Origin of the sequence: Pseudoalteromonas sp. SCSIO_11900, from assembly GCF_000576475.1 — a bacterium.
Taxonomy (GTDB): Bacteria; Pseudomonadota; Gammaproteobacteria; order Enterobacterales; family Alteromonadaceae; genus Pseudoalteromonas; species Pseudoalteromonas tetraodonis.
The window spans coordinates 824711-845503 of sequence record NZ_KK070023.1 but is presented as its reverse complement, the minus strand read 5'-3'; the positions used below and the strand labels follow the sequence as shown (position 1 = coordinate 845503).

The following is a 20793-nucleotide window of genomic DNA, read 5'->3' as shown; positions in this document are numbered from 1 at the left end:
AGTATGGAGCAAAATTGAGGCCGAAATGTAAGTTGTTGTTTTATATGAGGTGGCAGCAGTAATTAAAAAGTTAAAATGCCAAAATATGGTTAAAAATACTAAATGTTAATAAAAAGGATGCACACTGCATCCTTTTGTAATTACTCTATTATTAATGGGCGTTTTACTTAAAAATTGTAAGTAATGTTACCGTATAAAAAGCGCCCATCTAAACTGTAGGGTGTGTAAGGCGTGTACGGAAATATTTGGCCAAAGTTAGAGTAGCCAATATTATCTACCGTTGCTTGAGGGTACTGATCGAACAAGTTATTTGCACCCACTGCAAATTTCCACGCTTCGTTAGGACGATAAGCGACTTCTAAATCGGCAATCCATTTAGCATCTAAATATTCATCACCCTCGCTGGTGGTTGAAATATCTGCCACTTCCCCATAGCGAGTTGCACGCAAGGTTGTTTGCCATTGGTTAAAGCTCCAAACAGCCGATAGGTTTAGTTTGTTATCGGGTGTGCCTTGCTCAAAACGGCCTACTTCACGACGGGCAAATACCACGTAGTCATCGCCTAAAGAATTTAGCTCGCTCGGGTTTACATCTACATGAGTCACTTCGGTATCGTTAATGTTTGCCGCCGCATTTAAGCGCACATCACCCAATGTATTTAAATCAAGTGTGTACGTTGCCACAATATCAACACCTTGCGTGCGCGAATTGATGGCGTTGGTAAAGTAACGAACACTTTCGGTATTTAGCTCGCCAGCATTCGCTAGAATTTGCTGTACAGCGTTACCGCTTAAGTTTTCAGAGAGTACAATCCGGTCATCAATATCAATGCGGTACGCATCAACTGTTAAGCTAAAGCCACCTTGAGTGTAAACAAATCCAGCGGTAACGTTAACTGAGTCTTCTGCATCGAGCTGTTTTGCACCTAACGCTTGAGCTGCAGGAGCAGAGCTTGGGAATAGACCAACTTCAAAAGGCTGGTTATTTTCGAGAATAGTCGATATTTGACGGTACGAGCTTTGTGCAAGTGACGGCGCACGAAAGCCAGTACTTGCCGCACCACGTAACGATAGGTTGTCGTTAATACTGTAACGCGTGGCTAATTTTGAAGTAAATGTGTTACCAAAATCGCTGTAATCTTCATAGCGACTGGCTAAAACAACATTCCATTTATCAGTTAAGTAAGTATCAAATTCAGCAAATACAGCAACATTATGACGACTTTCATTGGTTGTGCTTTGCGGCCCAAACCCAGGAAGCACTTGCGCACCGCCAGCAGCAATTGGGTTGCCGTTGTTATCAAGCGCAGTAATATAAGAGGCTTCCTCGCCTTGCTCTATTTTATAGCTTTCACGGCGGTATTCAGCACCAATAGTGAAAAACACATCATCGGGTAGACCAAAATCAACGCTGGTATTGGCATCAAAATTAACTAAAAATTGATCGTAAACCATGGCGCCGTTATCAAACTCAGTTTGGCTATTAGTACCTAAAGAAGTATTGAGGCTATTTACAACGCCCAAACCAAAGTCATTTCGGCCGTAGTTGGTGCTTACATCCCAAGTCCAGTCGCCACTATCGCCTTGTAAACCAAGTGCCAGCGAGTAATCTTTTACGTCGGTAGCAATTTGTGGCAAAAAGCCATTAGGGTATAGCTCTAAAACATTGCGGCTGTCTTTTGCACGACGGTAAAATCCGCCCGAGTTACCTTCACGCTCTGAATAGCTACCAAACGAATAAACATTAAAGCCATTCTCTAAATCGTATCCCATATTGTAAAACAAAGCGTAGTCTTCCAGCGCTGCTTTACCAAAACGGTGATTGTAGCGATCAATTGTAAATTCGCGTGGGTCTAGGCTGCCATCATCTAGGCGGCTGTATTGTTCGCGCGGATCAAAACCAGAGCGTTGAGTTGAGTCGTTATCACGGTATTCAACTGATACATTTACAAAACCATTGTCTGTTAATGAAAAACCTGAGTTTGCGCTAATTGTGCGGGTACTACCGTCGTTAACGTGACGATCGTCGCCTAAATTAAATGCTAGGTTGCCGTTATCATCCGCATAAGTGCTATTTAGTTGCGGTACACCGGCCATTTGGCTGTCGTATTGGCCATAAGTTACGCTAACACTGCCGCCTTCGGTGGCATCTTTTAAAACAATATTGATTACTCCCGCAATGGCGTCAGAACCATATTGTGCTGCAGCCCCATCGCGCAGAACTTCAACACGCTTAATTGCAGAGGTTGGGATCATGTTTAAATCAACCGCGGTAGAGCCGCGACCAACCGTGCCCCCTAAGTTTAATAACGCACCAGAGTGGCGACGCTTACCATTAATAAGGACTAAAGTGTGATCGGGTGCAAGGCCTCTTAAAACCGCTGGGCGAGCATGATCGGTGCCATCAGAGAGTGTGGCACTTGGGTAGTTAAAGCTTGGTACTTGGTTAGCGAGCACTTGGCTAATTTCAAGTTGCCCCGTACTTGCCATATCGTCACTGCTAATAATATCTACAGGCACAGTACTTTGCGCAATACTACGCAAACTGCGGCGCGTGCCTGTTACTGAAATTACTTCGATATTTTCTTCGACTTGGTTAGTTTGCTCAGCCGCATTCGCAGCTGAAAAAGAGGCGCCAAGTGCGGTGGTAATAGCCAAGCTAAGTGCTAATTTTTTATTAGCTGATAAATGCTGAAAAGTCATTGAGCGTGCCTTGAAGATTTTGAAAAGGACGCATCATATATAAGCGGCTAGTGCATCGCAAAGATCTAAATTGACTAAGTTATTCAACTATTTTCATAAAAATAAGTGATCGGAATAATAGATTGAAACAGGAACAGACAAGGAGGCTAAAATATAAGATTATGCTTATTTAGGCAGCGAAAATGACTAACTTGGTTTAAAGCTTTGTTAAAGGGGTTTAATTATAAAGAAGCTACAGGCCAAACGATTAATGTGGCCTGTAGGGAATTAAAATTTATTCAGGTGCTACTTCAAGGGTGGTAAATAATACATAGCGGCTGGCGTCTACATCTTTTTCGTTTACTGTCACTTTTTGAGAGGTTTCGATTAGGTATAGGCCTGGCTCTTTCCACGTTGTGCTAAACATGCCGTTTTTGTCGGTCGTTACTTTTATTTCGCCACGTTCGTTACGGTAGCGTGTATCACCTTTTAAAATGCTGACTTCAATGCCTTCGCCAACCGGCTTTCCATCGCTTATTAGCTGAAAGCGCGCTTGCTCGCCAACAAATAAATCGTTTGGATGCGTTGGGCCGCTAAGCTCTAAGCCTTGACCTAATTGTGCTGGTTTAGAGGTACCATTATGACTAACAAAGGTATCAACAGTAGAGATGGTTTTAATTGTAGTGATGTCGCTGGCGTCTTTAGGTAGATTGGCATCTGCTTTTTTGGCGAATACACGGCTTCGCTCACCTGCTGCATTTTTGTAGAATGTCATGTACATAGGTTTTTGCGTCATCGCAATATGATAGGTGCCTTGTTGCTGAAGTTTTACTGCAGCAGAGCTTTTGCGTTGTAGGTAATAGGCACGAATGGTATCGGTAACTTGCTCGCCATTTGGGGCAAGTGCCATAAGCAGAGTATCGTCGTATTCAGCGCCTTTTGTGCTTGGACGAAATGCTTTATCAGGTGCAAAAATTTCGTTAGAAATACTCGCATCAATCATTACATAATGGGCTTTATCCCCTGATAGCGAGGTATGCGAAGGTAGTAACCAGCGGCCATGTGCACTTGCAGCTGTTGATACCAGCGTTGATAAACTCAGTACGCCAATGAGTGCTGTTTTTAATAAATTAACGTTCATTATTTTTCCTTTAAATTTGAATGATAAGTAGGGACTACCTAGCGGATACAGTGACAAAGCTGGTTGAAAATTCGTTTTTGCCATCAATGGTTATTTTTCCTGATTGGGTTAAATCAAGCTCAATACGGCTGTAATCACGCCCGCCTTCTTCACGAACAACTTCAATATTTAACAGGTATTTTCCTGCGATAACTGATTTGCCATTAAGATCGTTTCCGTCCCAATTAATGGTATAAGTGCCTGCGCGTTTGGTTGCGCTACTAACCCCATCGAAGTTTGCATCACTTTTACCGGCTTTGCGCCACCATTGGCGTAGGTCTTTAAACCATTCCGCTTTTTGTACCCAAAGCGCTAAAGTTGTGACATGTTTACGCTCTGGTGTTTCGAGCCAAACAGCAACATAAGGTCGATGATAGGGCTGCACATCTAACTCAGGTAAAGTTAATTCGATTTCTAATTGGGGGGATTGCGCTGCCACCGAAGTGTGAAAACACACGGCAATTAACAGCAATACGGTGCTAATTAAAGATTTAAACTTGAACATTAAAACACTCCTTTAATTTGTGGAACCCAGCATAAATAAATAACCAATGGTGTTGCGATTCCTAATACGGTTATCCATATTCCTGCTAAGCGTTTTTTTCTGTTTTGAAATAAAATAATCATGCCGGTGATGGCAAATAGAATCATCAGTACTGCAGATATATCAATAACCCAGCTCCATACTTCTCCTGAATGACGACCTTTGTGTAAATCGCCAATAACACTTAAAAACCCCCCGGTTTGATAATCGAGTAACAATTCGCCACTAATAAAATCAAACTCTGCATAGGCATATCCTGCTGGTAATGGGTAGTCGAGCATAACCAGTGAATCTTGCTTTTCCCATTCAATGCTTTTCACTTTATTCAGCCCATAGTGTTTGGCTAAGTAAGCTTCTATTTGTGGATAAATAGCAGGCAGGCTATTCAATTGTGTATTTGCTTGAGTAAGCAGAACTTGGGGGATTTGGACCGTAATTTGGCCATTGTTTTTATCGTTTTTTAACCAGTCAACATGGTTTAGCACTATACCGCTTACACAAAATAGAATAAGTAAAAAAAACAAAGCGGTGGAAATATAGATATGTAGAGTGCGACTTGTACTATATAAAGTGCGTTTATTAACAAAGGGCATAAAAGGTACAAACTTATTTAACTTACACGGATGATAATGATTTTCATTAGCTGTTACAAATTTATTTACCAAACTTTACACTTTATTTTTTAGGAGGAGTTGAGTGCTTAGAGATTAAGTAAGTTAAAATCAGCACTTCAACAACAGCCACTAGAGCAATAATCCAAGCTGGAGGGCTGTTGTATAATAAAAACATAAAGCCTATTAGCATACCTATACCCGCAGCATACTTTGCCTTTACAGGAACCACTTGATGGGCGCGCCAATGTTGTAATGTTGTGCCAAAGCGAGGGTGGTTTAATAGCCAAGATTCAAGCGCCGCGGATGAGCGAGCAAAACAGGCTAAGGCTAAAATTAAAAACGGCGTGGTTGGCATAACCGGTAGGGCAACACCAACAATGCCGAGTAATACACACAGTAGTCCCAGCAATTTAAAGCCGAAATTTTTATAATAAATAAAAGCGTTTTTTATACTCACTTTAGCTCTTTTTTAATTAATTAAACGGTAAAAGTGTAAGCTAATTAAAAGGTAAAATGAAGATAAAATGGCTTAGTTGCATGTTATCAACTAAGCCATTTAGGGTTAGCAAAGGAAAAGAATTTCCTGATTGCACTACCTATTAAAAGTAATAGCCTAAATTAATATTAAAACGGCGCCCGGTATCGCCATCACCAATAACGGTACCGCCAATAAAGGGTTGATTACGGGCTTGTACGAAATCAACATAACTAAAGAATCCGCCAGCAGTGATGCTCATACCGGTTACATTCATCCAAGTATTGGCGCTATTATCTGACTTGTTGTCGATGATCCCATAGTCGTTATAAAACTGCAGATTGGGAACTGGGCCCCATTCTAGTGCGTAGTCATAGGCAATATTAAAGTTGGTCATTGTGGCTTGGCTCGATACACTGTCATAATAGTCAAAAGCACCCACCGCAAAGCGGTTATTACCATCGTCTAAGTCATATTCACCGTGTTGCAATTGAATATTCCAGTTATTAATGTTGCTGTTTAAGTGAACAGCCCACGCACTGTAATTACCCGCACGGTCTTCACCGTCGTGAAGTCCGCAACTGAGTAACGATACCCCGATGTCAGTGGTGATATTTTTACTATGCTCAAGCTGATAAGTAGCGCGACCAGCAAAGGTGTTGTATTCACCAAGTTGCTTTGCAGGCTCGGCATAGGTGCCTTCATCGGCAGGGCGACTACCAACAATATCATAAGAGTAACGATGATTTTTGTCTGATGCTGAGCCATCAACTCCAGCCAGTTCATCGTTTTAAAAAAAGCCGAGATCAAGTGTCCAGTTGTCTTTAAGCTTACGCTTGGCGACTACCCCTAAATTAAAGTCATCTTCTATGCCTACATAGTAGTTAGTGCTAAAAAAGTAGCTGTGAGAATTATAAGGACCGTTACCAAACGGCACGGCTGTTATGCCTGCCTGAGCTTCCCAGCCATCAATAAAATCGCACCCTAAGTAGGCGTACTTTACGACAGTCATATAATCGTAAAAGCGTATTTCACCATTGACTGAAATGTCATTAATTTCGCCAGAGACATTTAACCGGAAAATATCAAAATTAAAGTCACCACCGCGATCTTCATTGCCTTCATCGTAAGAGCTTATACCGTAGTTAGCGCGAATAGCACCTCCTACTTTTATCCAGATTATTACTTTTCTTGCTGTGCAGTGTCTGTAGAAGTAGCTTGCAACTGTTTACTAACTTGTTCTACTTGCTGAGACTTTTTTTCAGCGAGTTTGCTTTCAAGTTTATCTACTTGTTGCTTTAACTGCGTTAATTAGGTTTGGAGAGGTTGAAGGTTTGATGCATAAGAATTGCTAGCAACACCACTTAAAATTAATGCGAGTGTTAGTTTTGAGAGTTTAGTCATAATAGCCGTTTTGATTGTGATTAAAAAATAAAGGCGCAACGATGCGCCTCTTAGTGTGGAAATAGGAGAAAATGGCAGACTAATTTAGTTTATTGTTTTTATACTGCGTTTTATTCTTTAGTAGAAGTTTGAAATAGTGCGCCTACTTCTAAAAGAGGAGAGGCATCTAGCTTATCTGCATCCATCATTGCGGCAATACGTTGCATTGATGAAAGTAGTAGGCTCTGTTCCCATTCAGCAAGCGCTGAAAATTTTTCGATAAAGTGTTCTTGCAAGGGCTGAGGGGCTTTTTCAAGTAATTCTTTACCTTGTTCAGTAAGATATAAGCTGACCCGGCGTTTATCCATTTGACTACGAACGCGTGTTACCAAATTCTTGCTTTCTATTCGGTCAAGAATATTTGTGACCGTTGCCGGGCTTAAATTTACATTTTGCGCAATACGACTCGCGGTAATGCCGTCAGTTTGAGACACTTCTTGCATAATAAGCAGTTGTGGTCCTGTTAAACCCGCTGTTTTATTAAGTTGTTTTGAATGTAAGTCAATCGCACGGATCACCTTGCGTAAAGAAACTAGTAACTCGTCATATTTTTGCATTTGTTTGTCTCATGAAAGGCGAATCAGTTGCCGTAATCACGAAATGTTACACATCAAATAAATTGAATTCAAATGATATATATCATTTAACGCCGCTATTATTGGTTTTTATTAATTTGATCAGTAATTAAAATGGCATTTATTATCTTTATTTTATTAAAAGTTAATAATACTCTGCCTTGTTAAGGCTGCGCACCTTACGTAAGTTAAAAGCGATACGCAAGCCACAGGTTTAAAGCTTTAGTCGTAATTGAGCCGTTGATGTGGCATAAAAATATAGTAACTAACTCAATTTAAATAACTATTCTATGTAGCTTATGCTTTAAGCATGCATTATTGTTTGTGTACAGTAACCTGAACTCAGGTTAAGTACTAAAAAATTAGTCTCAGTGTTAAAGGAGATAAAATGCAATTATCACCCTCAGTATGTATTGAGCGTACATATAGCGGTTTGGAATTTATTAGTATTAATAGTCGCCAATGTAAGGCGAAGATATTTTTACAAGGTGGGCAAATAACTGAGTTTACACCCAAAGGTAAATTGCCACTATTGTGGGTGTCTGGGGATGAAACCTTTAGCGAAGGGAAGGGCATTCGTGGCGGTATTCCTATTTGCTGGCCTTGGTTTGGTCAACATGAAAATAAAGACTTTCCAGCACATGGCTTTGCGCGCACGCACGTATGGCAAGCCGATGAAGTGCATGAAACCGAGAACGAGATTACTGTTAGCCTTAAATTACCAATGAAGCAGATAGATTCTACCTTTTGGCCTCATCAATCTTCTTTAAGGGTTGAGTTTATTTTATCTGAGCAGTTAGAGGTGCGTTTAACCACCTGTAATTTAGGTAACACCCCATTTAGTTATACACAGGCGCTGCATACTTACTTTCCAACTGATGATATTAATAATACTTGCGTAACAGGGCTGCAAGGGGCGCAATACATAGAATTTGGCCAAGGGCCTTATCGGCAAAGTGATGTGGTTGGTTTTACCCGTGAAACCGATATGGTTTATACCCAAGCCGGGGCTGTGCAAACCATTGAAACTCCTCAAGGGACGATCAGCGTTAGCAGAGAAAACTCGCGCTCGTGCGTGTTATGGAATCCATGGATTGAAAAATCAAAGCGACTATCAAATTTTGCCGATGATGATTATAAAAGCATGTTATGCCTAGAGGCTGCGAATGTACTTGAAGATGCGGTTACGCTTGAGCCAAAACAAAGTCATACCCTAGTAACAACAATAAAGTGGCTTGGCTAAGCCTACCATACGCGAAATGGAGCAAAGTGTGTTTACTAATCAACAAATAACCGACCTACCGCAACATAAAAGCATAGTGTTTGAGCCGCTTGCGGACAAAGCATTGTTGCATGCACAATTGAATTGGTTGTTATTTTTCATTCCTTTTTGCTTAGTACTAGCGGCTGTATGCTATTTTAATACAGACTTTGCTGCTATGGCGCAAGGTTACTTATTGGTTGCTGTTCCGCTATTAATTTTACTGTGTATGTTATACAGCGTGTTCAGCATAAAATTACAGGGCAGCGCGTTGCGTACCCACGATATTGCTTTTAAAAAAGGCATTATTTGGCAGCAGGTGACAATTTTACCGTTAGCGCGTGTGCAGCATATTGAAATACACCGTGGGCCCATAGAGCGAAAACTTGGTTTAGCCAGTTTAAGACTTTATAGCGCCGGCGGTATGAGTGCCGATTTACAAATTAGCGGTCTGACCCACGAAAAATGCAAAAATATTCGTCAGTTTGTACAAAGCTATCGCCACGATGAAACCGCAAGCGAGGTAGCTGCCAGTGAGTGTTGATGCTGCGCAAATAACGTCACCTTCACTTAACTGGCAAAAAGTGTCGCCTTGGGCGCTGGCTTATTTTGTGATGCATTTTAGTGTGCGCTTCATAAAAGACGGCTTATTTAATTTACTGCCCGTGTTGGTGGTATTTGTTACCCAAGTAGAAAATAAACTATTTTGGGGGCAAGTTGGGCTCGCGGTTGCTTTAACTTCATTGCTTGCCTATTGTTTTTTGTATTACCGTAGTTTTCGTTTTTGTATTACTGACGAGCATGAAATTTTACTTAATAAAGGCGTATTTAAAAAAGAGCGACTTACCTTAAAATTTTCTCGAGTGCAAAACGTAAATATAGCGGAGCCATTTTACTTCACTCCCATAGGGTTAGTTAATTGTATTTTTGATGCGGCAGGCAGTGTTGCTCAAGAAGCTGTTTTGCCAGGGGTAACTAAAGATTACGCGCAACAAATGCGTAAACGAGTGTTTGACTATAAAGCGCAGCAACAACCATCAGCTGAGGTGGCTGATACAGCGCAATCTCATATTGAAGAGCAGAGCGAAAATAGTTTAGTTATCACCAATAAAGAAATTGCTAAATTTGGTTTAATGTCGAATATGGCCATTTTAGCACTTGCGGCAATTGCCCCTTTTATGAATGTGGCCATCGACTTTTTAGAGCAGCAGTTCATAACAAAAATAGAGGGTTTTTATCAGCAAGAGCTGGGCATGATGGCTAATGCAGCTGTGTTTGCGGTTATTACTTTAATTATTATGTTGGTATTTATTGCGGTGTTTTTATCGGTGACTATGTCGCTCATTCGTTTTTATAACTATCAGCTTTACTTTAAAAATAATAAATTCAAACGTATTGCAGGGCTGTTAGAGCGTCATCAACTATCAATTAGTTTAGACAAAGTACAGTCAATCGTTATTAAGCAAAACCTAGTTGCTAGGCTATTAAAACGCTTTACTGTGGAGTGTTTGCAAGCCAGTAGCGGCGGTGCTGCAAGCATGGCGAAAAAGAATAAACAAACCTTAGTGCTGCCTGTGCTCACGCAGGAGCAAATTGATAATGTGTGTCAGTGGATTTATCCGTGGTTTGACAGTAAAAAGCTGGCATTCAATGCGGTAGAAAGGGCGTTGTTATATAAAAACACGGTGTTTTATGCTTTGCTACCGAGCGTTGCTTCTGGTTTTTTTATTAGCTTTATGCAACTTAATACATTAATTGCATTAGCATTATTCTTGGTACTAGCCGCGTTAGTGTTTTTATCTTATAAACGTTATGGATATTACCTTCATCAACAAGATGGGCGTTTTTATTTGGTGGTACGCAAAGGTATGATTGGCGTGCATTACCGGGTATTTGAGCTCTACAAAGCACAAAGCGCTCGCAGTGTGAGCACCTTTTTTATGCGTCGTTCTGGCTTAAAAAGCCTGTATATACAACTTGCTGCAGGCGGTGCGTATGTCCCATATTTAAAACAGCAAGATGCTGACTTCATTATAGATTTTACACTTATGCAGGCTGAGTCAGACCCTCGCAGTTGGATGTAACTTCCTTTGTTCAAAACTCAGATTAAATAATAAAGCGGGTGTTAAAACACATTTGCACATGCTTTATTACACTTTTTTACTGCCCGTTTGTTCCATTTGATAATACTCTAAGCATTATTAAAGGCGCTATTTAAGGGATTATTGTGAAAAAGTCACTCATTGCATCAGCCTTATTATTGGCTGCACCTAGCTTTGCTGTTAATTGGCAAACCATTCATACCGAGCATTTTAATGTTCACTTTAGTAGTGAGCATACTGATTTTGCTAAATCGACTGCGGTAGAACTTGAGATTGTTCGCACTAAAGTGCTTGAGCAACAAAATCGGGCGCTTGATAAAATCGTCGATGTGGTGGTGTTTGACCCTCTAAATGCAGCAAATGGCTTTGCCTTACCAACCTCTAATAATCCTGTTATGGCGCTTTTTACTACGCCACCGCAGTCGGATACCGTGATATCAAATTCATCGGGTTGGCAGCAATTGTTGGTGCTGCACGAATACATTCATTTAGTCCATTTAGCGCAACCAACTCGTAACGACTGGCAGCAAAAGATTCGCGGTGTATGGGATATATACGATTTAACCTATGGTAATACACCGCGCTGGGTAGCCGAAGGGTACGCCACTTTAATCGAATCAAAAATGACAGGTCGAGGGCGTTTATTTGATAACTATGCTGAGGCAATACTTAGAGAGTTTGCTCAGCAGGGAGCGCTTCCCACCTATGGGCAACTAAATAGCGATGAGGGCTTTATGGCGGGCTCTATGGCATATTTAATGGGAAGTCGTTTTTTATATTGGCTAGAGCAAAATTACTCAGAGCAGCTACTCGATAATGTATGGGTTCGTATGCGAGCAGTGAAATCACGAGATTTTGACGACGCATTTTCTGGTGTATTCGGGCAAAGCGCTGCCAAGCTATATCGTCGATTTATTGCTGAATACACTTATAAAGCAATGCAACAAGAGCAAACCGAATCATCACTTAATAGCAAGCTTTGGTTAAAGCTAGATTTATACGCTAGCAATCCAGCTCTTTCAAATGATGGTAGCAAAATTGCGATAGTTGAACGTGATGAAAAGAGTAAAACAAAACTAATAATTTACAGTACAGAAGACAACACCAAAGCACGAGATGAGTTTACTAAGGTGCAAAAGGAGCTTCTAGAGAACGATAAGCAAGATGTTCCTGATACCCCGCCAATCGTATTTAAGCGCGAACAAAAACAAGTACTAAATCAAATTAATCGCGCAGGTATTGCTAACCCGCAATGGGTAAATAACAACACACTTTATTTTAATGCCTACAGTAGTGAAGAATCGGGTATTTATAATAAAGTGTCTGACATTTTTAGCTATAACACCGACACTGGCAACATAGAGCAACTTACAGAGCTGGCCGGTATTCGCCGTTTTAGTGTTACCCGTGATGGTGAAACACTTTACGGTGAGCAAATAAGAGCTGGGTATTCTGAATTAGTTAAAGTCGATCTTAATACACAAGCAATCACGCCACTTTTTACCAAGAGCTTAAAAACAACGTATGATTACCCGACTCTAAACCCCGATGAAACAAAACTAGCTTACTTATCAGCATCATTAAACGAAAACTGGCAATTGTATATACAAGATGTAAGCGGTGATGCCAGGCAGTCAATCCCAATGCCTAACGGGTATCAGTATTTAAGTCAGCCGAGTTTTAGTCAAAATGGGGAGTCTATCTATTTTGTTGCTGGCCTAAATAATAAGACTGATATTTATAATTATCATATAAAAAATAACACCCTCACCCGCTTAACTAACGGGCAAGAAGCGCTCGCATACCCGATTGAGGCTGAAGATGGCTCACTACTTTATTTCTCCATTAATGCCGATGGCCCTGATGTAAAAACGCTAACAACAAAAAACCGTACAGTCGTAACAGATCTCGCTGTAAACAGTGAAGCTCCATTGTTGATGGTAAATAAGCATACCTTGCCACCGGCAAAAATATATACCGATGAGATAGCAGAACAAAGCGATTACTCAGTACTTGAGCAGCAAGCGACGTCTGCCTTGGGATCACAGTATTATTCAGCGTCAACCAGTTTGCTAAGTGTAGGTATAAAAAGTAGCGACCTATTAAAACAACTTGATTTACAAGCGGGTTATAACATTGATTTGCATAACGGTGCATTAAATGGCGGCTTTATACAAGCAAAATACAATGCGCTGAATACAAAGTTTAAGCTTGCGCTATTTGATTATAATTTGGATACATCACGTCAATATCAACCTAGCTTAAACGCTGATATTGATGCCCGAGGTGGTTTTGCTGCAATAAGCCACCCATTGAAGTTTGGCCAGCTTCAGTTAACCCCAGAGCTTGCTTATAACTATACAGATTATAAAAATAGCCATAAAAATTGGACACGGTTGAGTATTAGTCAGCAATGGCAACATGACCGCCAAGCATTTGCCATAGGGCAGAGTATTTATGCCAGCATTTATGATGGGCAGAATCACAGTAGTCATTGGCAAGGTTATGACTTGGCAGCAAAAATATTTGGTAAAGCGTTTGATATACCACTTTTTGTTAACTTTGAGCAAAAGCAAAGAGATGACAGTAGCCTGACATTAGGCGGCTTTAGTTCTAATTTAATTAATCAGCAGCAAAGTAGTGAATTTGTGCTTGCTGCTGAATTACCTTTTTATAGTGCAACTGCAGAGCGCTATCAAGGTTATGGCGGTGGCGTTAGCTTTAAAGAGGGGATGCCTTGGCTTTATTACAAACAACATCAATTAGATAGCAACGTTTATGCACAAAGTTACGGCTTAAAATACCAAGGTGACTTTAGCTTCGGGATGGGGCCTGCGGGCGTAAACGATTTAACCTTTAATGCTGGACTGTCGCGTGTTGAAGGCGACAGCTTTGAAGATGAAATGCGCGCGTGGTTAAGCTTTTACTATTCATTGTAAAAGCCTATTTAGCTAAGTTACTTACTTGCCTTTAAGGACAGTAACTTAGCTGAGCATTAATACTATCAAGCATTCACATTTCTTCGCTGAGTTAAGCGATTCTTTTGTGAGTGCTTTTTACGTTTGCGGCGGGTAAGCCATAAATAAAAGCCTGTACCAGCGAGCCATACAGGGCTAAGGCCAACAATACACCATAGTATTTTACTGATAAGCCCAGCAAAATAACCAAAGTGTAGTTTTCTAAAACTGTCTATTACTTGCCAACCAGCACCAGCCTCTCGAATATCCCAGTTAGCCATGTGTTCACCTGTTTGCTTATCATAGGTTATGGTATTGGCGTATTCACTGGTTAGTGGGTTATTGGTATTTACTTCGCCATAAAGAGTGATATTTTCATCGGGCTCTCGTGGAAAAACTAAAAAAGTTGTATTAAAAGTGGGTATTTGCAGCTTGCTATCATTAAGAATCCGCTCAAAAGAGATGTCGTCACTATATAATTTATTTGTAATAGTGTGGTGCTCTTCTTCTGCGTGTTCTATTACTTCGTGATACCACACTGCACCATTAAAATAACCACCTGTAATAGCTAAAACGATAAGGATAGGTGAGCCTAAAACACCGGTCATCTTATGAATGTCACTGAGTACTATTTGTAACGTTGCGCGCCAGCGTACGCTAAATAGTCGCTGCCAAAATTTGCGGTAAATAATTAAGCCAGTAATACCTAAAGTTAATAAAAATAAAGCAAAAAAGAACCCTAATACGGTGCCTGTTTGTCCTGGTAAACTTTTTAAGTCGTTAAGTAAAAAGGTGTAATGGAGCTCTAAAAACCAGTCGGTAAAATAATGAGTTGTGCTTACGGGTTCTGATAAAACTTCTCCCGTGTATTGGTCTAAATGCAACTTATACCAATCGTCAGTGCCACGCTTAACCAAGTAAAGCCGGTCAGCGGTGGTGTTATTAAAAAGCTCCCAGCTTCCTACTACATACTCAGGAAAGGCTGCTTCGGCTTTATCTATTAATGAGTCCATAGGTAAGCGAGCAGCTTGCTGCTGTACCACAAAGTGTTTGTCAGGCATCAGTAAGCCGTCTATTTCACTTTTAAACACTAAAACACTACCAGTAATGCTAATAACAATTAACGGAATAATGGCAATTAGCGCCAACCAACTATGAATTTTAAACAGTGTTTTTCTCATTATTTTAGCTTGTATGTTAAATTATACGCATGCGCATGATAACAGTTATCATTTGTATTGCAATTGGTTGGAGTGGCGTGCTGTGAAGTTTTAGTAACGGTTTTTGTATACTCAAGTTGCCATCACTAAAAACTAAAGTAAGCGTTAAGCTTGTATAAAACCTAGCCAGCTCTACAATGCGCGCACAAAAATAAAGCCTTTAAAAACAAATGTTTAAAAAATGTTTTATTTCTTCCTTTTTATTAACAACAATGTAACGAGCGAGGTTTGCTTTGGCGTATTATTTGCCTATTTTGTCAGTGTTTATTTTGGTTTTTAGTTTTTTACCGCTACTTAATAAAATTATTAAAAACCGCAGTGTATCGGGTGTATCACTGTTAATGATGACATTTGGTTTAGCGCAAAGTGTGTACTTTATTAGCTACAATCTTTATTTTGCTCGCTTTTATATTGCTTTGCCGTTTTTTGCGACAGGATTGTTGAGTGGTTTAATTTTATACTTTTTTGTCCGTTATAATGCCGCTAAACGTCAGAAGCTGCAGTTACTTGGCATGCTTAGTTTTTCGTTATTACCTTTTTTGTTGCTGTTAAACCCTAACCTAGATACTGCCTCTGTGCTAAACGGCTTAACTTATGTGGGCTTAATTATGAGTTCAGTACGGGTTATGCCACAAACCTATAAAACACTGCGAACAGGGAATATTAGTAACCTGAGTGCGCGCTATTTTAGTTTGCAATTTATAGCAGGTATCTGTGGTTTGTTTGCAGAGCTAGCCATGCCAGTGCAAAGTACTTCGCATATATTAATGTTTATTATGATATTGCTAACTAATGCGCTGCAATTTGCGTGTATGCAGTATTATCGCGTACGTCCTGTGATGGCATAAAATTATAGTGACCGTTAATTTCATTTGTGGCACTTTGAGTGACCAATAAATAAAAAGTGCCCACTATGAAATTAACTATCCATCAAATCGATGCGTTCAGCAGTGAACTGTTTAAAGGTAATTATGCTGCCGTGATCCCATTGGAGTCTTGGCTTAGTGATGATCTTATGCTGAATATCGCTTCGGAAAACAATGTGTCTGAAACCGCTTTTACTTGTCAGTCGGCAGATGGAAGCTTTGCGATACGTTGGTTTTCGCCATTAATGGAGATTGATTTTTGTGGCCATGCTACTTTAGCGGCGGCCTATGTGCTTTGTGAGCAACATAGTATATCGCAGGTGTGCTTTAGCGCAGAGGCTGTGGGCAAACTGATTGTTAATAAAAATAACGATGGCAGCTTTGCTATGACCTTTCCTAAACAAGCCCCTGAAGAGGTTCAACTCATCCCTAATGCTCTATTAGCTGGCCTGTCTATACAACCTGCTAAAGTGCTGAAAAACCGCCAAGCTTATTTTGCTATTTATGATAATGAGCAGCAGGTTGTAGATCTGAAAACAACCAATGAACAACTAAAAAAATTAGCCCCATTAGATGTGGTTGCAACAGCACCGAGTGTTGAGTATGACTTTATTTCTCGTTATTTTTGGCCTGCAAGTGGGGGGGATGAAGACTTTGTAACCGGCTCAATTCATACTGGGCTTGCCCCTTATTGGGCAGGGCAGTTTGGAAAAAATTCTCTCAGTGCTTATCAAGCCTCACAACGAGGCGGGAAGCTTTACTGTGAAGTGGGTGATACAACAGTAACTTTAACGGGTCATGCCGTAAGGTACCTTAAAGGTACTATTTACCTTTGAGTTAGTGTAAAAAAGGCCACGTAAAACGTGGCCTTGGTTTACTCAGTGTTATTTATGCTTCTAGCGCTTTGCTAATTAAGCGGTCGATATATTTTTTATGTGCTTTGGTTGCGGTGTCTGCACCCCATGCAACATCTTGATCAGCTATTTGAGTTAGCTGATATAGCGCGGCTGTTTTCGCTAAGTTATCGTATTTACTTGCTTTTTTTAAGCCTGCAATTGCAATAAGCTGATTTACGTATTCAATCTGTAAATTATGACTGACTGAATTAGCATTTTTACTATCAACAAAAATACTTGCAGTTAAATCCTCCATAAATTGCGTAAGGCTGTATTCATTACCATATAAAGCGGTATCTGAAATACGCAGTAACACAGCAGGATGCAGTAGTTGCGCTAATACACCTTTTTGCATGCCTAAAATCATTTTATGCGGTTTAGGGTCTTCGTTTTTACCGTAATGATTAAACCCACGACGCTGCTGCTGCATAAAGTTATACAATGGCTGCATGCTTTGCAGTACATTTGGAGCAAACACATACTCAGCTAAAATAGCCATTGCTTGGGTTTGACGCTCAAGTGGTACCGGTGTAAAAGGCTTTGCTGCATTTTCATCGCCCACGACGGCACGCTCTACATAAACCCCTCCAATTTGACGAGATACCACGCCTGCTTGTGCACGATACTGGCCAAATAGGCTGTTAGCTGAAGTAACAAGCTGTTGGTAAGACTCACCTTTTACTGTAGCTTTGTCTTTAAGTTCTGAAAAGAGTGTATTGATCAGTGCCATTCTATCTGCGCCGTAAGCTGCAGGGTTAGACGACAAGTCACCTATCATCACGCGAGGGTCTATATGGCGGCCAGGGGCACGCATGTCGTCGGCATCGTTACCAAAGGAAAGCGCATGTTCGCTTGAGCGAGCGAGTATTTTATCAAGGCGAGCTTGCTCTGCAGCTTCATCTTTAAGCGCTGCGCTGTAGCCGTAATTTATTGCCCAATCATCGTATGGACCTGGTTTAGTTTGGAAAATATCGCCTTGAGTCACACCCGTTGGCGCTATATTTGCTGGCGCATAGTCCATTACCGAGCCGGTAATTATGCCTTGGGTTTTACTTTTGTCGTGAACTTCTTTCTCATCCCATAAAATAGAAGACTTCATGTTGTGATTAAGACCTAGAGTATGCCCTACTTCATGTAAAACCAGCTGAGTTAAGCCTTGGCGTAACATTTGGGTATCTTCAATATCAGCGCCATTTGCTAAGCCCTTGGCCATTATTAGGCTTTGCTGTAATTCATGACCTAAAGAGCAATTGAGTTCTGAATAGTTGGTTGGCTGTGTATGGCTCATCGTGCCTTGAGTATAAAGCGTATCGTATATCCAGCGGTTTTTCATAAATACAAACTCAAGCATAATGTCTGAGCCTAAAATTTCACCGGTTAACGGGTTCGCTAATGCTGGCCCATACCCACCAAACGGTGGTTTGGGTGATGAAGTCCAGCGTAGTACGTTATAGTTAATATCGCCGGCATCCCAATCGGCATCGTCAGGTTGTATTTTTACTTCGAGCGCATTTTTAAAGCCTGCTTTTTCAAACGAGGTGTTCCAAGCAAGTACGGCATCACGCACGGTGTCACGCCATTCAACCGGTGTAGTGTTTTCTATCCACCAGGTAATCGGCTTTACTGGCTCTGAAAGTGCTGCGTTTGGATCTTTCTTTTGCAAATCCCAGCGCTTAATGACATCTTGGTATGGCGCCCAGTCGGTTGACGTCATTTTATCAAACTGATTGGTGAAATAACCAATGCGCGCATCATCAAAACGAGGTTGGTAGCTATTATCAGGTAAAGCTACAAATGAGTGTTGAACTTTTACCGACACACTTCGGGGGTCGCTTACAGCACCTGAACCTCGAACGGTTGGGCTACTATTGGTAAAAACATAATCGACAACCACATCTAGGTTGTTAGGGTATGGGCGCTGTTTGATGATGCGTGATTTTTTATCGTCTAATTTACCTACTTTAAAACGCTTTTTAGCATTTTTATCGTTCGGGTTAGGCGTAGGAGACACTTTATGTAGCGCTTCACTTAAAAAAAGCTTATTTACATTAAAGGCTATTTTACCTTCTTCTTGCTTTTCTATTTTTATACTTGCAAGCACGGCTTCGCTGATATTAGCTTCACTGGCTTTGACAAGTGCGCTATTTTCGTTAAATAAGTAGCGAGGGGTTTTACTAATAATATCAATACGATCAAAGTATTTTCTAAATTCAATCAGCTTTGTTTCACGATACGACCCACGAAAATGACCCGCATCAGTTACACCATCAATGGTATGCGCAAAGTACACAAAGGGCGTATCGAGCTGTGACTCGTTAATTACCATTAAGTGATCGCCGTTTTTTTCATCTTGGTAAAGATTAAAAATACCCGCAAATTCGGTTTGCCCTTTAATCATTTCAGTTAATGTTTGTGGTTTCTTTTCTTCTTTTTTTTCTGCTGCAACAGCATAGCTGCCACTAAGCGCTATACTCAGCGCCAAGGTAAGTGTGGTTAATTTCATCGTTTAGTCTTTTTTAGTTGTTAATATAACTTTACTGTACGGTGTGTCATGCTTTTTCGCACAGTATGATTAATAAATACTAACCTAAAGTGATTAGCTTTATGATTTATAATGGTAAAAGATTGTAACAATACATTTATAAAGCGGCTTAACAGTGCTTTTGACTTACCTTTTATTTGCGGAAGAAGACCTTGTTTATACCTTTTTGTAACAGTTGCTTACAAATGTCACGTTAATGTTTCATTAAGCTTTGGTATCATAGTGCTAATAGTAATTTGGGAGAAATAAACAGATGCAAGGTAATGTACTTAGATGGGCTTTTCCATTTGTAGCACTGGCATTAGGTGTTGCTGGTTTTGTTGCAATTAATGCGATTGCAAAAGAGTCAGACAAAAAAGAAGTCATAGACACTCGACCAACGGTGCAGGTTGAAGCCGTTTCCGCTAACAACCATCAAGTTATCATTAATAGTTATGGTGAAGTGCAGCCGCTTGAAAATACCCAGCTTTCAGCGCAAGTGTCAGGTGAAGTCGTCAGCTGGCATCCGAGCTTTGTAGCAGGTGGGGTTGTGGGCCGCGGTGAAACCCTATTTACAATTGAAAAAGACAACTATGAGGCCGCAGTATTGCAAGCTGAAGCTGAACTTGCCCGCGCTCAAGCGGTGTTAATTGAAGAGCAAGCGCAAGCCAAAGTAGCAGAAGACGAAGCAAAACGTTTCCCAAATAAAGCACGTACAGATTTATTTTTACGCAAACCACAAGTGCTGAGTGCGCAAGCATCAGTTAAGTCGGCGCAAGCAGCATTAAAAAGAGCCCAACGCGATTTAGATAATTGTGAAATCACTGCACCATACGATGCGTTAGTAGTGAGTCGTAACGTAGGTGTTGGCCAGTTTGTCAGTATGGGCGCTCAAGTTGCCGAGCTGAATAATATTGAAACCGCTGAAGTGATTATTCCGATCGCTGGCTTTGACAGTGTGTTTTTACCTGAGCGTGTTAAAGGGGTAACGGCAACGGTTATTAAAACAGGATTAAATGGGTTTACTCGCCAAGCAGTAATAGACCGCGATTTAGGGATTGTTGATAACGCGACTCGCATGAGCAGTTTAGTGGTAAGAATTGAAGATCCTTATGGGCTTACTAATCAGCAGCCTGCAATTAAATTTGGCACTTATGTACAAGTAAACTTTGCCGGCACTATGCTCAATAATATTTATCGTTTACCGCAAGAGTTAGTAAATAACCAAACAGTGTGGATAGTTAATGATGAGCAACAGTTAGAGCCGCGTAAAGTAAAAGTGATTCGTGAAGAGGGTGAATATTTTTATATTAGCGATGGCTTACAAGTCAACGATAAGCTCGTTACTACCTTACCGGAATACCCTCAAAAAGGCATGGCAGTAAAAATAGCCGGTTTAACAGAGACTAAAAATACAGATGCAGCAGAAAATGCATCCACTGAAAAACTTTAAGGTAG

15 protein-coding genes and 1 pseudogene are annotated in these 20793 nt (G+C 40.6%); 7 read left to right on the top strand and 9 right to left on the bottom strand.

The genetic code is table 11. The features are described 5' to 3' along the window. Positions 1–167 precede the first annotated feature (167 nt). The 7 genes and pseudogenes from BG00_RS03920 to BG00_RS03890 all read right to left on the bottom strand — a co-directional run bounded on the left by BG00_RS03920 (position 168) and on the right by BG00_RS03890 (position 7494). Positions 168–2702 carry a TonB-dependent receptor plug domain-containing protein gene (locus tag BG00_RS03920; RefSeq protein ID WP_036980677.1) on the bottom strand — a complete coding sequence of 845 codons (2535 nt, stop codon included), beginning with the start codon at positions 2700–2702 and terminating at the stop codon, positions 168–170. A gap of 274 nt (positions 2703–2976) precedes the next feature. Then, a complete protein-coding gene (locus BG00_RS03915) occupies positions 2977–3822 on the bottom strand; it encodes a DUF4198 domain-containing protein (protein WP_036980675.1) in 846 nt (281 codons plus the stop codon). Positions 3823–3856: 34 nt separating this feature from the next. After that, complete coding sequence (locus BG00_RS03910; RefSeq protein WP_013466240.1) at positions 3857–4366, bottom strand: DUF2271 domain-containing protein; 510 nt, start codon at positions 4364–4366, stop codon at positions 3857–3859. Further along, positions 4366–4998 carry a PepSY-associated TM helix domain-containing protein gene (locus BG00_RS03905; protein WP_036983344.1) on the bottom strand — a complete coding sequence of 211 codons (633 nt, stop codon included), beginning with the start codon at positions 4996–4998 and terminating at the stop codon, positions 4366–4368. The genes BG00_RS03910 and BG00_RS03905 overlap by 1 nt, the downstream gene beginning before the upstream one ends. A gap of 82 nt (positions 4999–5080) precedes the next feature. Further along, positions 5081–5476 carry a YbaN family protein gene (locus BG00_RS03900; RefSeq protein ID WP_036980673.1) on the bottom strand — a complete coding sequence of 132 codons (396 nt, stop codon included), beginning with the start codon at positions 5474–5476 and terminating at the stop codon, positions 5081–5083. Positions 5477–5618: 142 nt separating this feature from the next. Beyond that, positions 5619–6898 (bottom strand): annotated as a pseudogene (locus tag BG00_RS03895) (carbohydrate porin). A 110-nt stretch (positions 6899–7008) separates the two neighbouring features. Then, positions 7009–7494, bottom strand: coding sequence for a MarR family winged helix-turn-helix transcriptional regulator (locus BG00_RS03890; protein ID WP_008466785.1), 486 nt, complete (start codon positions 7492–7494; stop codon positions 7009–7011). Between the two features lie 406 nt (positions 7495–7900). Between BG00_RS03890 and BG00_RS03885 the strand changes: the two genes are divergently transcribed. The 4 genes from BG00_RS03885 to BG00_RS03870 all read left to right on the top strand — a co-directional run bounded on the left by BG00_RS03885 (position 7901) and on the right by BG00_RS03870 (position 13814). Continuing rightward, positions 7901–8755: a D-hexose-6-phosphate mutarotase gene (locus BG00_RS03885; protein ID WP_036980670.1), complete on the top strand. Its 855-nt coding sequence runs from the start codon at positions 7901–7903 to the stop codon at positions 8753–8755. 16 nt (positions 8756–8771) lie between these two features. After that, positions 8772–9317: a PH domain-containing protein gene (locus BG00_RS03880; RefSeq protein ID WP_036950028.1), complete on the top strand. Its 546-nt coding sequence runs from the start codon at positions 8772–8774 to the stop codon at positions 9315–9317. Next, entirely contained in the window at positions 9307–10857 is a 1551-nt protein-coding gene (locus BG00_RS03875; protein WP_036980667.1) for a PH domain-containing protein, read from the top strand. The genes BG00_RS03880 and BG00_RS03875 overlap by 11 nt, the downstream gene beginning before the upstream one ends. Before the next feature lie 143 nt (positions 10858–11000). Beyond that, a complete protein-coding gene (locus BG00_RS03870; RefSeq protein ID WP_036980665.1) occupies positions 11001–13814 on the top strand; it encodes a TolB family protein in 2814 nt (937 codons plus the stop codon). Between the two features lie 65 nt (positions 13815–13879). On the opposite strand, the gene BG00_RS03865 is transcribed toward BG00_RS03870, so the two are convergent. Further along, on the bottom strand, positions 13880–15013 hold the full coding sequence (locus BG00_RS03865) for a PepSY-associated TM helix domain-containing protein (protein WP_036980663.1): 1134 nt from the start codon (positions 15011–15013) through the stop codon (positions 13880–13882). A gap of 272 nt (positions 15014–15285) precedes the next feature. Here BG00_RS03865 and BG00_RS03860 point away from each other — a divergent pair, with 272 nt between their 5' ends. Together BG00_RS03860 and BG00_RS03855 are read left to right on the top strand one after the other, a co-directional pair. Beyond that, positions 15286–15900, top strand: a complete 615-nt coding sequence (locus BG00_RS03860) for a PQ-loop domain-containing transporter (RefSeq protein ID WP_036980661.1) — start codon at positions 15286–15288, stop codon at positions 15898–15900. Positions 15901–15965: 65 nt separating this feature from the next. Then, positions 15966–16754, top strand: a complete 789-nt coding sequence (locus tag BG00_RS03855) for a PhzF family phenazine biosynthesis protein (RefSeq protein ID WP_036980659.1) — start codon at positions 15966–15968, stop codon at positions 16752–16754. A 52-nt stretch (positions 16755–16806) separates the two neighbouring features. Here the strand turns inward: BG00_RS03855 and BG00_RS03850 are convergent, their stop codons facing one another. Further along, positions 16807–19317 (bottom strand): zinc-dependent metalloprotease, encoded by a 2511-nt coding sequence (locus BG00_RS03850; RefSeq protein WP_036980657.1) that lies wholly within the window; start codon positions 19315–19317, stop codon positions 16807–16809. 292 nt (positions 19318–19609) lie between these two features. On the opposite strand from BG00_RS03850, the gene BG00_RS03845 reads away from it, so the two are divergent. Then, positions 19610–20788, top strand: coding sequence for an efflux RND transporter periplasmic adaptor subunit (locus tag BG00_RS03845; protein ID WP_036980655.1), 1179 nt, complete (start codon positions 19610–19612; stop codon positions 20786–20788). The last annotated feature ends 5 nt before the right edge of the window (positions 20789–20793 follow it).

Excerpts from the sequence above, each read along its gene's own strand:
- BG00_RS03920 (WP_036980677.1), bottom strand. The coding sequence starts at position 2,702 with ATGACTTTTCAGCATTTATCAGCTAATAAAAAATTAGCACTTAGCTTG.
- BG00_RS03915 (WP_036980675.1), bottom strand. The coding sequence starts at position 3,822 with ATGAACGTTAATTTATTAAAAACAGCACTCATTGGCGTACTGAGTTTA.
- BG00_RS03910 (WP_013466240.1), bottom strand. The coding sequence starts at position 4,366 with ATGTTCAAGTTTAAATCTTTAATTAGCACCGTATTGCTGTTAATTGCC.
- BG00_RS03905 (WP_036983344.1), bottom strand. The coding sequence starts at position 4,998 with ATGCCCTTTGTTAATAAACGCACTTTATATAGTACAAGTCGCACTCTA.
- BG00_RS03890 (WP_008466785.1), bottom strand. The coding sequence starts at position 7,494 with ATGCAAAAATATGACGAGTTACTAGTTTCTTTACGCAAGGTGATCCGT.
- BG00_RS03885 (WP_036980670.1), top strand. The coding sequence starts at position 7,901 with ATGCAATTATCACCCTCAGTATGTATTGAGCGTACATATAGCGGTTTG.
- BG00_RS03880 (WP_036950028.1), top strand. The coding sequence starts at position 8,772 with ATGGAGCAAAGTGTGTTTACTAATCAACAAATAACCGACCTACCGCAA.
- BG00_RS03865 (WP_036980663.1), bottom strand. The coding sequence starts at position 15,013 with ATGAGAAAAACACTGTTTAAAATTCATAGTTGGTTGGCGCTAATTGCC.
- BG00_RS03855 (WP_036980659.1), top strand. The coding sequence starts at position 15,966 with ATGAAATTAACTATCCATCAAATCGATGCGTTCAGCAGTGAACTGTTT.
- BG00_RS03850 (WP_036980657.1), bottom strand. The coding sequence starts at position 19,317 with ATGAAATTAACCACACTTACCTTGGCGCTGAGTATAGCGCTTAGTGGC.
- BG00_RS03845 (WP_036980655.1), top strand. The coding sequence starts at position 19,610 with ATGCAAGGTAATGTACTTAGATGGGCTTTTCCATTTGTAGCACTGGCA.